Origin of the sequence: Brachyspira suanatina (assembly GCF_001049755.1) — a bacterium.
In the GTDB taxonomy this organism is placed as follows: domain Bacteria; phylum Spirochaetota; class Brachyspiria; order Brachyspirales; family Brachyspiraceae; genus Brachyspira; species Brachyspira suanatina.
In genome coordinates, this window is sequence record NZ_CVLB01000003.1 from 77,949 (window position 1) to 93,567 (window position 15,619).

Sequence of the window (15,619 nt, forward strand, 5' to 3'; positions counted from 1 at the left end):
ATTATATATACTTAAAATTTTTAAGTTTGTAAAAAATAAAATTGTATTTTATTTTACAATATAATTAAACAATAAATAAAAAAGAGCTGAAAATATAAATTTTCAACTCTTTGTATTCTACAATAATTTAATATCAAATTACCATTTAAGTATAAATTCAGTATAAATCTCACCGTCTTTAATTGACTTTGTAATTTCCATACTAGATCTAATATGAGTAATAGATTCAAGTAAAAGGCTAGACCAAGCAAGTATAGCAAGCTCAATAACCTCAGGATCTTCATTAAAGTTTGTAAGATGAACTACCAATAATTTTTTTCTAGCTTTGATTAATTCTATTTTTGCCGGATCAAATAGATCAGGGAATATATGTTCAGCAGCATAGCTTAAAGTAAAATGCTTAGGTATAAAGAATAGTAAAGGTGTCAAATATTTAGGTATTATTTGTCTATAGTGATATTCTGAAATCTCTTTAATACCTGTATTAGCACCTGAATAGAATAAATCACATACCAATTTATAAGGTTTATGGAATGAAGTCATATAAGGATACCATTCCTTACTTGATATTTCATTTTTATATATTAGAGCAGAAGAAGGCTCCATTGCTGTAACCCATTTTTGATATCCTTCTTCTCCAAATTTTGTTTTTATAAATTCTTTTAATATGATTAATGTTATACCTCTTACTCTTTGAGTAACTGTATCTTTCTTAGTTTTGATATCTCTTATTTTATATTGAGATATTTCTGTTTCAAGTTCTGATAACAATTTATTATTATCATTAGCAAATTTATTCATTATGTTTGCAGAAGTAGAAAGATCATTTGAACTATCAGAAATATTTACTACACTTGTATGTATAGACTCAGATATAGTTTTGAGTTTATTCATAGTTTTAGATGTAGAAATAGAAATATTATTAAGAGATTCAAGACTATTTCTTATATTACCGAGTTTATCAGCCATATCAATATACTGAGTTTTAATATGATCACTTGATTGAGAAATCTTAGTAATAGAATCAACTATTTCATTAATAGCTTTTAATTGTTCTACAGAAGATACATGCACTGTATCCATAATCTCCGTAACTTCCTGTACGTCTTTAGTAAGTATATCAAATTGTTCTGTAGATTCTGTTAAGTCGTTAGTAGTGATAATGATTTTCTCTTCTATGTTTTGAAGAACTTTATTAGCATTATCAGCCTGTTCATTTGAAACCTCAGATAATTTACGTATCTCTTCAGCAACTACTGCGAAACCTGAACTATATTTTCCAGCATGAGCAGCCTCAATAGCAGCATTCATAGCCAAAAGGTTTGTTTGATGCGCTATATTTCTAATAGAACTTACGAAATTAGAAATAAATCCTAAAGCATTTCTCAAGTCCCCTGTAGCCATAGAAGTTGCCTGCATCTTCTCTTTACTTTTTACAGAAGCTAATGACAAATCTTTAGCTTTATTTGTAGCTTTAGAAATAATAGAGTCTATATTTTCAATAGTTTTACTCATTTCTTCTACTGAAGCAGCTATCTGTTCTATATTTTCACCTTCTTCAATGATTTTGCTTTGAAGTTCTCTAGTATCTCTTTCAACTAAATCAATATTACTAGTATTTGCAGATATATATTCCTGCATATTCTGGTTACTGCTTTCTACTATCTCTACCTGATTTAATTCATCATTAACATTATTTTTAATAACTTCTATATTATTATTGATTCCATATATTATTTCTAAGTTATCGCTGATTTTTTGAGAAAGAGTATCACTCTGCTTTTTGGAAGTTAAAATTGTTCTTTTGACACTTGAAAGAACTGACTGCAATGAATTATTTAAAAGCCCAACCCATTTAGTCATCTCTCCTATTTCATCACTTCCAGAAATAGCAGGTATCTTAACAGTTAAGTCTTTATTATCGACAGAATTACCTATGGCATCTGATATTCTTGTTATTGAACTAAATAACAATTTAATGAAGAATATTATAGTAACTATAGCCATTAAGAATGCTATTATAATAGTATAGAATATAGCATTATTCATATCTTTTATCTGAGCTGTATAATATGAATTAGGTATAAGCATTACTATATTTATAAGTCCTGCTATATTAGCAACATACGATTTATACAATTTATTATCTATCTCTATATCATCTGTTCTGCTATATCCTGAAGATAAATTATAATTAAAAATTTCATAATACTCTGGAAACAGAACATCTATTCTTGCATTTACGATATCAGGATTTTTAGAATTGATAATGGCTGCATTCTTTTTATCAATTACCATTATATCTGCACCTTCTATATCAAGTATATCTTTTATATTTTCCGTAGAATAATTAAAAAGTACTCCTACATTTGCAAGTCCTACAATTTTCTCTTCATTTTGCATATCTGGTATTGTAGATGAAATATTGAAAGTTATACCTATATGAGGACCTTCACTAATCATATAAGGCTTTAATATTTGTCTGCGTAATATACTTTTATATGTTTCACCATAACTATTTGTTAAAGTATCCCACATAATCTTATTTGTAGTATTTATTTTTGTGAATTCTTTATTGAAAGTAGAGTATCTATAAATTGTAAAAGGTTCATTTCCATTACCCATAACTTCAGGATGGAATAAAACACTAACTATTCTATTAAAATATAACTGAGATTCATTTACAGTAGCTGATAGGAAATTTTTAAAGTATTCATCTCTTTCATCAATTGGATAATTTTTTAAATTATTATAATCAACTGAAAGCGTTGTAGATATTTTAGCAGCTTCTTCTCTTGCTGAAATTATATTATATTCAAATTCTTTTTCTATTAATTTAAATCTATAATCTAAACTTCTTTCTATAATGGCAGAAAAAGTTTCAGTATTTAAAGTATTACTTAAGAAATTGGTGCTGAAAGCCACCAAAACCATAACTCCAACTATTATTAAAATTATACGAATCTTTATACCCATTTCAAAATGCTCCTGTGTAATTAATATCGGCATTGGAAGTATATATTTTAAAGAATTATATCTATAATATATTTAAAACTGATAGCTGTAAAGAGATATCCATAAAAAAGTATAATATTTTTTATTGTACTTTTAAATTTTATATATAAAAATAGGCGATATCAAAAAATGTAGATACCGCCTCAAAAAATCTATATATTACTTACACACCCATTCTATTTATTACAACATCTAGAAGCTGATCCATAACGCTTACCACCCTAGCAGAAGCATTATAACCATGCTGATACATAGCCATTTGAGCAACTTCTTCATCCAAGTTAACACCTGATACTGATTGTCTTAATTTTTCAAGATATTCCATAACAACAGTTTGTTTTTCTGTTTCAGCATTAGCTGTTTCTGTTCTTGAAGCTATTTTGGCAAGACTTCCTGTATAAAAATCATTGAATGTAGATTTGCTGTCTACCATTATTTCTTTATTTTTCAAATTAGCTATAGATAAAGCATTAGAACCATCACCTATTCCATTCCATTTATCATTAAAGCCGTTACCTGTAGTATCTATACCTTTAGATGCTGCTATATAATTTATATCATTTCTGATAATATCATTAACAGCAATTGCTGAAGCAGGATGTCTGTCAGGTGTGACTGTGAAGTTTCTAAAATCACCTGCTAATTGATTAACCTGATCTATTGTCTGCCAATTGTAAGCACCAGCTGCCCCAGACTGATTCAATACACCTGTAATTCCTACAAGGAAATCTCCTGAATCTTCTATATGCTTAATGAAATATGAAGGTTTCATATAATCATCAAAGCCTCTTGCTTTAAGAACAAGTCTATTTTTATCATCTAAATAAGCTGAAACATTAGCTTCGCTTGAGTTGATTTTATCTATCAATTCTCCCACTTTCATTTGAGCAGTATAATCTATAGCAACATCAGCACCTTCTCTTGATTTATTACCGAATACTAAAGTTCCGCTGCTTCCTATGCTGGCAGTAGAATCTACTGAATTAATACCGCTTACTTTGAACATTATAGTAGAATCTTCCTGTCCATCATTATTAATATCAAAATTACCTATTACGGAAGGAGTAGTTTTTGTAACTGTAAAGAAATCAATACCTGTTTCCTGATTAAGTCCGAAACCGCTTCTATGAACTTCGTTTACGCTGTCTGCTAAATTCATAGCGAAAGTATCTAAATCATTAATAGCATCAACAGTATCAACATCTCTAAGTTCTAATAAAGCCTTTAATTCTCCGCCTTCAAACTGAACCTGAACATGATCTTTTTTCCAATAAATATCATACATTCCTTCATTATTGATATTTTTCTCAGCACTTAATTCGCTTACAACATTACCTTGAATCAATGCTCTTCCGCCTATATAAATCATAGTTTCATCAGGATCCATAGATTTTATATCAACATTAGCAAGAGAAGAAAGTTCATCAACAAGTAAATCTCTTCTATCTAATAAGTCATTAGGGCTTTGTCCCAATGCCTGCTGTTTTACTATTTCTACGTTTAAATCTTTTATAGAATTAGCTATATCATTAATTCTCTTAACCTTATTTTCAACTAAGTTATTCAAATTATTACGCATACCGTTCATTTGATTGAACATTTGATTAATAGAATTATTTATTCTGTCTGCTCTCTCTACAAGCACCATTCTAGTGCCTCTTTCAGTAGGATTAGCAGCCATTTCCTGCCAAGAATCCCAGAAAGCATCTAAATCGCTTCTTAAATTAGCATTGCCTGGCTCATTATATATAGCTTCTAATTGCTTTAAATAATCTGATTTTGTTTTCCAATAACCGTCAGTACCAAGCTCCATCATTATTTTAGAGTCAATAAATTGATCTCTTATTCTCTCTACTGTAGTTATTTCAGCACCCTGTCCTATTTGACCGGCACGTTCAGCTCTATTCAAGCTAGGTGCTTCTAAAGGCTTATCAAATGTACGCATTACCACTCTTTGTCTGCTGTATCCTTTAGTGGCAACATTATTTATATTATGACCTGTAACTTCCAAAGCCGTTTTGAAGTTTTGTAGTGATCTTTTACCTAATTCTATACCAAAAAATGAGCTTGTAGACATTATTATGCTCCTTAAAAATAATAATTTACTTCTAATTAATTATTAGAATTATCGTATTTATAAAAAAAATAATTACATTTTTTTTATTATTATTGTAACAAAAGGTAACATAATAATAAAATATTATATATATGCTTTATATTTATTAGAGATTCTCTATTTCTTCTATGCTAAGACCAGTATTTTCACTTATTATATTTATATCTATACCCTAACTTTTAAATTTTTTAGCTATGGCAATCTTTTCAGATTTTTTACCTTCTTTTATGCCTTCTTCCTACTCTCTTTTAAGCATAACCTTTTGACTGTATAAAAAAGCATCTCTTGCATTATAAACTTGCATTTCATCTTCGCTTGATATAAAACGTTCATATTTATTAATTACTTTATCCATTATAAAATTTACCTCATTTAATAAATAAAAATTGTTCGCCGTATTTGTATGTTAAATAAATTTGCCATACGCCCACAATTTTTATAATTAGATTTATGATGCTATTTTATACTTTTACTCTATCCAAGATAATATTCTTTTTTTCTTCATAATTTCTATAATGCTTTAAAAAATAATAGGCCGCCTTTTTAAAAAGACAGCCTATTATTTTTTATTATAATTTTTATATTTTATAAATTTTATACTTTAAAGAAGCTCATAGCATTAACTAATTCTTCAGCCTGATTGAGCAAAGAACTAGATGATGCAGAAGTATGCTCTACTAAAGCGGCATTTTGTTGAGTTACTGCATCCATATCTGTGATTGCTTTATTAACCTGCTGCACACCTGCTTGCTGTTCTAATGCTGTTGTGCTTATATCGTCCATGAGTTTTGAAGTTACATCTATTTTATCTTGAATATCTTTAAATATCTCTTGTGATTCTCTTGCTGATTCTGTGGCTTTAGTAATTTTCTCATAGGCATTATCTACTAGACTAGTGATATCTTTTACTGATGACTGAGTAGTCTGCGCCAAATTTCTAACTTCAGAAGCTACTACCGCAAAACCTTTACCTTGATCTCCGGCACGAGCTGCTTCTACTGCTGCATTTAAAGCAAGTATATTAGTTTGGAATGCTATATCTTCTATTATTTTTGTGATGTTTTTTATTTTTGTACTAGCTTCATTAACTTCTTCTATATTTTGAACAGTATCTAATATTATACTTCCAGCATGTTCAATAGATGCTTTTGAGTTTATCATCATTTTATTTCCGTCTACTGATTTATTTGTAGATGATACAATAGTAGAGGCCATCTCTTCCATTGATGAAGCTGTTTCCTGCAAACTAGATGCCTGAGTATCTGTTCTTCTTGATAAATCTTCACTGTCTTTTGAAAGTGCTCTTGCACTACTAGTTATTTCATCGGCAGAAACTCTAACTTTCATTATAATATCGAGCAGTACATCACGCATATTAAAGAAAGAATTAGCAAGCATACCTAATTCATCATCTCTATTAATATTTTGATGTTCATAAACCAAATTACCTTGAGATATTTCTTTGGCAAATAATACTAATGAAATTAATGGTTTTGTTATAGTCTTTATATAAAGAGCAACTACAAAGCATGCTAATATTATGAAGAACGGTACTATTGTAGATGTTCTAAAAATTATGCCTCTTATATCTTTATAAATTTGACTATTGTAATTTGCAAATATAACAGACCAAGGCATTATACTAATATTTTTATAAGCGGCAGAACGTTTGCTTTTATTATTTCCAAACACATAAGATTCTATAACACCTTCCGATGTAGTCTTTGCTATCTCATAAACTTGAGGTAATAAAGTGCCTATTCTGTTATGATCGGATGAAAGCATAATAATACCTTTATCATTTGCTATTGTTATATCACCGTCAAAGTTAATATTATCAATGAAATCTTTATTTACTTTTCCTAAATCTATATTTATGTAAATAATACCTATTAAATTTCCTTGAGAATTAAATAGTCCTTTGCAAAGAAGTATAGCTTGAGAATCTTTTGCTATAGTATTGGCATAAGTAGCATTATAATTATTTGCTTTTAATCTTGTAAATAATTCAGTGTCAGAATCAGTTATAGATGTGCCTTCAAGAGATGCATTATCACTATCAACTATTATCCTTCCATTGACATCTGCAAGTCCCATATTAAGAGCATATCCATTTACTGAAGCAAAATCTTTTAATCTTTTTTCTGCTTCATTTTTTACAGCTATATCATCTATATTTAGAATACCATTTATTAATGTTCCGGATTGAGAGTATGTTGCTATTGCAAGTAATTGTTCATGAAGCACCATATCTGTCATATTGGCATATCCGGAAACTGTAGAAGAAAAACCTTCCAATGCTGCTTTTCTTATAGCTCTTGAAGAAGACCAAATAGAAATAAAAGCTAATAAAGCTATTGTCATAAATATGATAGAACTTATTATAACAGGAACTTTAAAAGATAAACTATGTATTTTTTTCATTTATAAAAACCTCTGTAAAAAATATTTATATTCCGTCTTTTAATATAACAATTAAATTTTGTAAGTCAATTTTTTTTATGCTGAATTTATAAGTTATTTTATTATAGATTTTATATAAATATCATATATAATATTCTAGTGAAATTAAAAAAAGAAAGGATTTGTTATGAGTAAATTTTTAAGTGATAAGGCTAAATCTATAGAACCTTATACTCCCGGTGAACAGCCTAAAGATAAAAATTATATAAAATTAAATACGAATGAATCTCCATATCCGCCATCACCTTATGTAAAAAAAGTTTTAATTGAAAGTAATTTTGATGATCTAAGACTTTATCCTGATCCTAATGTATCAGATTTAAAAAAAGAAATTGCTGAGTTATATAATGTAAATACAAATAATATTTTTATAGGAAACGGCTCTGATGAAATATTAGCTTTTTCTTTTATGGCTTTCTTTAATAGAGGTGATAAAATTTATTATCCTAATATTACATACAGTTTTTATTCTGTATATTCTTCTCTTTTTGATTTAAACGAAGTAAAAATACCATTAAAAGAAGATTTCAGTATAGATATTAATGATTATAAAAATTTAGATTCAGGAATATTTATAGCTAATCCTAATGCTCCTACAGGATTATTACTCACTTTAGATCAGATAGAAGAAATTATCATAAACAACAAGAATAATATAGTTATAATAGATGAAGCGTATATTGATTTTGCTGGAATAGAAAGTGCATATAAACTTACAAAAAAATATGATAATCTTCTTGTTGTACAAACTTTTTCAAAATCCAGGTCATTAGCAGGAATTCGTTTAGGTTTTGCTATAGGTAATGAAAATCTTATTCAGGGGCTAAAAAATATTAAATACTCTTTCAATTCTTATACTATTAATAGGCTTTCTATAATAGCCGGAATTGAGGCTATAAAAGATAAAGATTATTTTAAAGATACTGTAAATAAAGTAATAAATACAAGAGAAAAAACAAAAATAAAATTAAAAGAATTGGGATTTAATGTACTTGATTCTAAATCTAATTTTATATTTATATCACATAAAAATGTATTTGCCAAAGATATTTATTTAAAATTAAAAGATAAAGGTATTTTAGTTAGATATTTTAACTCTGATATTATAAATAATTATATAAGAGTAACTATAGGAACAGATGAAGAAATGGATATATTTGTAGAAAAAATCCAATATTTAATAAAAAATTAAATAATAATGTGATAATTAATACTCAAAATTAAAAAATTTATTTAAACTTTATAGTTTTTGTATATACTATTATATTATAAAAAATAGTATAAAAACCGGATAAATAATATGAATGATACTACATTATACACTATAACAGCAATAATATTTATTATTATATTAATATCTACAATTATATTGATAAGAAATATATTTAATAAAAAAGTTCATAAACCTTCAAAAAATACAAAGAAAAAAATGCATGAACTAAGAAAAATTGTTTCATTAAATCCTAAAGATTTAGATTCTTTATATGAGTTAGCACTTATAGAAGAAGAATATCAGGAATTAACAGGGGCATTGCCTAAATTTGAATTACTATTAAGTAAAAGATATTTTAAAGACAATAATATAAATGAAATAGAAATATATAAAAAGATGGAGGCAGGATACAATCAGCTTGAAGATAGAGAGAATAGTTTTAAATATGCAATGATGATATCTAAATTAGAGCCTAATAATATTGACTATGCTATAAAAATAGGTAATGTTTTAGGACAGGAAGGTAAATATAAATTAGCTGCCGAATATTTTAATAAAGTGATAGTATCAAAAGAAAATTTAAGTATAGAGGAAGCTAGAACAGCAGCTTTATCATTTTTTATGATTAAAGACTATAAAAAATCTATAATATTTTTAGAGGAATTATATAAAAAAATATTAAATGATAAAGAAATGGATATATTAGAAATTTATAATCTTGAAATATTACTTGCATCTCTTTATATATCAGCAGATGAACTTAATATAGCAATTACATTTTTAGAGCAAATACTATCTAATAAGAATATAAGTGAGGATCATAAACTATACGTTAATAGAATATACATGTATATACTATACAAACTTTCTGATAATGATAAGTTCATTTCTAAATATAATGAATTAAGAAGTTATTATAAATTAGATGAAGCAAAGAAAGAATATGCACCATTAATATTTGACTTTGCATTTTACGCCTATTTCTTAAAAGATATAAATACTTCTATAAATTATTTTAAAAAATTAAATTCTTTTCATATGCTTGAATATAGCGTTTATTATCTAGATCAAATATTAGACTATCTTAATGAAGTTAATAAAGCATCTATCCAATTAATAAAATTAAGAGGTGATGGGAAATTTAATAATGAAAAATATAAGAATGAAAATTATGAAAAATATATAGATTCTGAATTAATAGATATATGGGAATTAGTGTTAAGTCTATGGCAGGGTACATTTATTAAATTTGATTATATAACTTCAAATGCTCCGAATCCAGAAAATAAAATAGATATAGATAAAATATTATCTGAATTAAATGCATCTAGGGAAAATGATAGTACCAAAAATATTAATTTAAATGAAATAGATAAAATATATTCTTTAAATTTAACTAATTTTAAAAAATTGTGTAAGAATTTGATTCAAAATAAATTATCATATTCTATACTGCAAGAATATACTGATAATGTAATAAATTATAATTATGGAGATGAAGTTAATTATTTAGCATATCATGTAACAAAGAGCAGAAAGGACTTAACATTAATTTCTGTAAAAAGATGGAAAAATACTGAGGTAGGAGAACTTATAATCAGAGATTTTCTACTTATGGTAAATGAATCAGGGGCAAAAAATGGTATATTGATTCTGCCTGTAAGATTATCAAATAGTGCTAAAAGCTATGCAAAACATAATGATAAAATTACAGTTTATACAAGAAGCCAATTCAATTCATTTTTGAAAACTAATTTCATAAATTAAACTAATATAGAAAATTATATTTACAACTCTTATATTTATATAGTTATTTATATTATATAAAGAAAAATTAAAAATAATACTAAATATAGTTTTTCATAAACAGAATATATTTAAACTTTTTTAGTTTTTGTGTATAATAAGATAATAATATAAAACTGGATAAATATATGAGCGATAGTACATTATATATCATAATAGCTGCTATATTCATTATAATATTAATAGCTACAATTATAATGATAAAAAACATGTTCTCAAAAACCACAAATTCACCTAAAAAAAATGTAAGAAAAATGATGGAGGAATTACAAAAAAATATATCAGAAAATGAAAATGATTTGGATTCTATTTATCAATTAGCTATGTTAGAAGAGAAATATGGCGACTTAAATAGGGCATTAAGTAAATATGAAAAGTTGCTAAATTATCGATATTTTACGGATAATGATATTAGTGAAGTAGAAATATATAAAAAATTAGAGCCGGCATATTATCAATTAGGAGATAAAGAAAAAAGCTTTAAGTATTCTCTTTTAATTGCAAAAGCTGAACCTAATAATATTTACTATGCTCTCAAATTGGGTACTATATTAGGAAAAGAAGGCAAATACAAACTTGCTTGTGAACATTTCAACAAAGTAATAGTATCAAAAGAAAATATAGATATAGAAGAAGCAAAAGTAGCCGCATTATCTTTTTTTATGATTAAAGATTATAAAAAGTCTATAATATTTTTGGAAGAATTGTATAAAAAAATATCAAATAATAAAGAAATAGATGCATTAGAAATCTATAATCTTGAAATATTGATGATCTCTATGTATATATCAGCAGATGAGCTTAATAGAGTAATAGTATTTTTAGAGCAAATATTATCAAATAAAAGTATAAGCGATGATCATAGATTATATATAAACAAAATGTATATGTATACACTATATAAACTTTCTGATAATAACAGATTTAGAGAAATGTATAATAATATAAAAAGTCTATATAATTTAGAAGATGCTAATTATAAATATGCAAGCCTTATACTTGATTTTGCTTTTTATTCATATTTTTTAAAAGATATAGATGCTTCAATAATATTCTTTACAAAATTGAATTCTTTTCATAAATTAGAATATAGTATTTATTATTTAGAACAAATATTGCAGTATCTTAATGAAGTTAATAAAGCATTTGTACAATTAACTAAATTAAGAAATACTATGAAATTAAATGATGAAAAATATATAAATGAAAGATATGATAAATATATAGATAATGAATTAATAGAAATATGGGAAAAAGTATTAAAGTTATGGGAAGGAAATTTCTATAATTTTGACTATATTAATTCTCTAGTTGAAGTAGAAAATACAATTGATGTTGATAAAATACTGAATGAATATAATATGGAAAAGCAACTTAAAGATGATAGTAAGCATAACCGTAATACTAATATAGATTCTATATATTCATTAAGTATGAGTAACTTTAAAAAACTTTGTCAAAATATAATTCAAAATAAATTGTCATATTCTATATTACAGGAATATTCAGACAATATAATTAATTATGAATATGGAGATGATGTTAACTATTTGGCTTATCCCACTGGTAAAAGCCGAAAAGACTTAACATTGATTTCTATAAAAAGATGGAAAAATACCGAAGTAGGAGAACTTATAATTAGAGATTTTTTACTTATGGTAAATGAATCAGGAGCAAAAAATGGAATATTGATTCTTCCAGTAAGATTATCTAATAGTGCTAAAAGCTATGCTAAACATAATGAGAAGATTACTGTTTATGCAAGAAGCCAATTTAATTCATTTTTGAAAAGTAATTTTATAAATTAAATTAATAGGAAAAAATTATGCTTGACTCTTATACTTACATAGTTATTGTTCCAATATCTATAATAATACTATTTGGAATTATTCTCTTTTTCAAAACTATAACAGGAAGCAGCAGTACATATAAACCAAAAAACATAAAAAGGAAAATAGAAGAACTTGAAAAAAAGATAGAGATAAATCCTAAAGATTATAATTCTATATATGAATTAGCTGTAATAGAAGAACAGTATAATATGACTGAAAAGGCTTTAGAGAAATATGAAAAATTACTAAATATTAAATATTTTGAAGGTGAAGAATTAAATATATATAAAAAACTTGAAGAACTTTACAACAAATTAGAAAATAAAGAAGAAAGTTTAAAATACACTTTAAAAATAGCTCAAATAGATATTAATAATACATATTACTCTATAAAAGCAGCTACAGAACTTGGAAGAGAAGGAGCTTATAAATTAGCTGCTGAATATTTTAATAGAGTCTTAAATAATAAAAATGATTTTGAAATATATGAACTTAAAATATCAGCTATATCTTATTTTATGAATAAAGAGTATAGAAAAGTTATTTCTATGCTTGAAGAGCTTCATAAAAGATTAAGCAGAAATATAAGTAATATAGAAGACGATTATGATGAGCTTATATTGGTGGAAAAGATATTAATATCACTATATATCATTACTGATGAGATTAATAGTGCTAGAACTTTTACAGAATCAATATTATCATCAAGAGCGATTAAAAATGATCATAAATACCATTTCTTTATAAACAGAATATATTTGTATATATTATATAAATCAGATGATAATGAAGCATTCATAAATTTATATAATCAATATTCAAGGCAATATAAAGTAAATGAAATAAAAAAAGAAGAAAGTATTATAATTTTGGATTTTGCTTTTTATAATTATTTCATAAAAGATATTAACAGTGCTATGAGTTATTTTGAGCATATAAGATTATTTAATGATCCTGAATTTGATATATATGATTTAGATAGTATATTTACTTATTTATCTGAAATTGCTAAAGCTGAAGTTCAATTAAAAAAATTGAGAGGAGATATGCAGCTTAATAACAAAGATAAATATGTAAAAGAGAATTATGAAAAATATGTTAATTCTCAGTATATAGAATCTTGGGAAAACTCTGTTAGATTATGGGAAGATTCATTTAATAGCTTAGATACAATATTAAATTTGATAGAAATAGAAAGAAATGTAGATATTGAAAAAGTATTATTAGAATGCAATATCAATGAAAATAATGCTACTATAGAAAATGTAAGCAGTAAGAAAGTGGATAAAATTTTTGATATAAGTTTATCATCTTTTAAAAGCATATGTCAGGATATAATACAGAAAAAACTTCTATATTCAGCAGTACAGGAATATAATGAAAAATTAATAGATTATGATTATGGTGATGAGGTTAATTATTTAGCATTTGCTGTAAATAAGAGTAAAAAAAATTTAACATTAATATCTTTCAAACGCTGGAGAAATACTGAAGTAGGAGAACTTGTAATAAGAGATTTTATGCTGCTTATTAATGAGGCAGGAGCAAAAAATGGAATATTAGTTTTGCCTCTTGAGCTTACAAATAGTGCAAGAAGTTATGCTACTCATAATGATAAAATTAAAGTTTATACTAGAAACCAATTTAATTATATGCTTAGAGACAGCAGAATATAATGATTATATTTAGATTAGTATAATAAAAAGAGCTGACAACTTTATGTTATCAGCTCTTTATTTCTCGATATCAATTTAACTTATTCGCTTTCTTTATTATTAGATTCTTTAGTCTCATCTATCAGTCTTATAAGTTCATTGGATCTTGAAGCTATACTTTCTTTTAATGCTAATAATGTATCTTTTCCAGCTTTATTATTTGCCATTTCTCTCTTCAAAAGATCTGCTATATTAAGACATGCTAGTATAGCTATAGTATCTCTTGGATAATTAGGGCCATAATGCTCTGCTATATCATTCATACTTTCATTAACAAATTCGGCAACCTCTTTCAAGTATTCAGCATTACCTTCTTGAGATTTTATGCTTAGCATTCTGCCGTATATAGTAACTTCTACAATAGTAACGTTATCCATATTTATTTACCTGTTATTTCGATTCATTATCAAAGAAAAACTCTTCCTCATCATCATCGCCGAACATATACTGATCATCTTCATTTATATCGAATTCATAATTGTCTTCTTTTTTATTTTTTTCATCAGTTTCTTCAATAATGTTTTCTTCTACAGCTTCATTAGTTTTATTTACTATCTGCTCGTCTTTTATATCATTATCCCAACTAGCATCAGAAGCATTACTGAAAGGATCTTCGTCTTCAGTAACTTTTACATTTGTAATTTCTTTCACTTCTTTTATTTCTTTTACTTCATCGCTTTTATTAACATTATTTTCAGATTTATACTCTTCATATTCTTCAGACGATGAGTTATCATTACTGAAAGGATCTTCATCAATTTCTTCTAAATTGCTTTCAAACTCATCTTCAGCGCTTTTTACTTCTTCTTTAATTTCTTTATGAGATTCTTTTAATTCTTTATTATTATTTTCTTCAGCTGCATTATCAATAGCATCATTATGAACAGTATTTTCTGTATTATGAATGATAGCAGAATGATGAGATTTTTTAGACTCAAAACTAGACTTTCTTACGCTGTCTATTCTTTCTATAAGAATACTTAATTTTTCTTTAAGCTCATTATTTTCTTTACTTAGAGAATCTATAGCTCTTATTGCTTTTTCTAATTCTTTTTTAAGATTATCATTTTCTTCTATTAAAGTCATAGAATCTTTTTCTGTATTTTCCAAATTAGATTTAAGAGTATCTCTTTCTATTCTAGTAGCTTCTAATTGTTTTATTAAGTTATCTTTATCTTCTTTTATAGAATTATAATTATCAGTAACATTTCTTTTATCAGCTTCAAGTATAGTTTTTTCTTCTTTCAAAAGATTAAAACTATCTTTGACATTTTTCAAAGTATTTATTAATTCTTCTTTTTCTGATTTAAGCTGTTCTATAACCTGATGTAATTCTTTATTATCGAATGAAATTAATTGGTATTCATCTAAAAAATCTTTCAATTTTTCTTCTAAAATTGTAAATTCTTTCAAATTTCCCCCCAAAAAAAACGTATATTAAAAATTATATCACATATAA

The 15,619-nt window shown here is 25.8% G+C and carries 9 protein-coding genes and 1 pseudogene; 4 read left to right on the plus strand and 6 right to left on the minus strand.

The features are described from left to right. Positions 1-138: 138 nt before the first annotated feature. From BRSU_RS12085 to BRSU_RS12100, 4 genes and pseudogenes are all read right to left on the minus strand, one after another. On the minus strand, positions 139-2,976 hold the full coding sequence (locus BRSU_RS12085; RefSeq protein WP_048595785.1) for a methyl-accepting chemotaxis protein: 2,838 nt from the start codon (positions 2,974-2,976) through the stop codon (positions 139-141). A 202-nt stretch (positions 2,977-3,178) separates the two neighbouring features. Beyond that, positions 3,179-5,092, minus strand: a complete 1,914-nt coding sequence (flgK, locus tag BRSU_RS12090; RefSeq protein ID WP_048595787.1) for a flagellar hook-associated protein FlgK — start codon at positions 5,090-5,092, stop codon at positions 3,179-3,181. A gap of 145 nt (positions 5,093-5,237) precedes the next feature. After that, positions 5,238-5,507 (minus strand): annotated as a pseudogene (locus BRSU_RS14400) (Rpn family recombination-promoting nuclease/putative transposase); the annotation flags it as partial. Positions 5,508-5,725: 218 nt separating this feature from the next. Further along, the gene (locus BRSU_RS12100; RefSeq protein ID WP_048595789.1) at positions 5,726-7,555 is read right to left on the minus strand and encodes a methyl-accepting chemotaxis protein; all 1,830 of its coding nucleotides are present in this window, start codon (positions 7,553-7,555) and stop codon (positions 5,726-5,728) included. Positions 7,556-7,721: 166 nt separating this feature from the next. Here BRSU_RS12100 and hisC point away from each other — a divergent pair, with 166 nt between their 5' ends. The 4 genes from hisC (at position 7,722) to BRSU_RS12120 (ending at position 14,121) form a co-directional block, all read left to right on the plus strand. Then, on the plus strand, positions 7,722-8,786 hold the full coding sequence (gene hisC, locus BRSU_RS12105) for a histidinol-phosphate transaminase (protein ID WP_048595791.1): 1,065 nt from the start codon (positions 7,722-7,724) through the stop codon (positions 8,784-8,786). Positions 8,787-8,894: 108 nt separating this feature from the next. Continuing rightward, positions 8,895-10,574, plus strand: a complete 1,680-nt coding sequence (locus BRSU_RS12110; RefSeq protein ID WP_048595793.1) for a restriction endonuclease — start codon at positions 8,895-8,897, stop codon at positions 10,572-10,574. Positions 10,575-10,741: 167 nt separating this feature from the next. Next, the gene (locus BRSU_RS12115; protein WP_048595794.1) at positions 10,742-12,421 is read left to right on the plus strand and encodes a restriction endonuclease; all 1,680 of its coding nucleotides are present in this window, start codon (positions 10,742-10,744) and stop codon (positions 12,419-12,421) included. Between the two features lie 17 nt (positions 12,422-12,438). Further along, positions 12,439-14,121, plus strand: a complete 1,683-nt coding sequence (locus tag BRSU_RS12120) for a restriction endonuclease (RefSeq protein ID WP_048595795.1) — start codon at positions 12,439-12,441, stop codon at positions 14,119-14,121. A gap of 80 nt (positions 14,122-14,201) precedes the next feature. Here BRSU_RS12120 and BRSU_RS12125 read toward each other — a convergent pair whose 3' ends face one another. Both BRSU_RS12125 and BRSU_RS12130 read right to left on the minus strand, forming a co-directional pair. Next, positions 14,202-14,537, minus strand: coding sequence for a cell division protein ZapA (locus BRSU_RS12125; protein ID WP_048595797.1), 336 nt, complete (start codon positions 14,535-14,537; stop codon positions 14,202-14,204). 13 nt (positions 14,538-14,550) lie between these two features. Then, positions 14,551-15,573, minus strand: a complete 1,023-nt coding sequence (locus BRSU_RS12130; protein WP_048595799.1) for a coiled-coil domain-containing protein — start codon at positions 15,571-15,573, stop codon at positions 14,551-14,553. Positions 15,574-15,619: the final 46 nt, after the last annotated feature.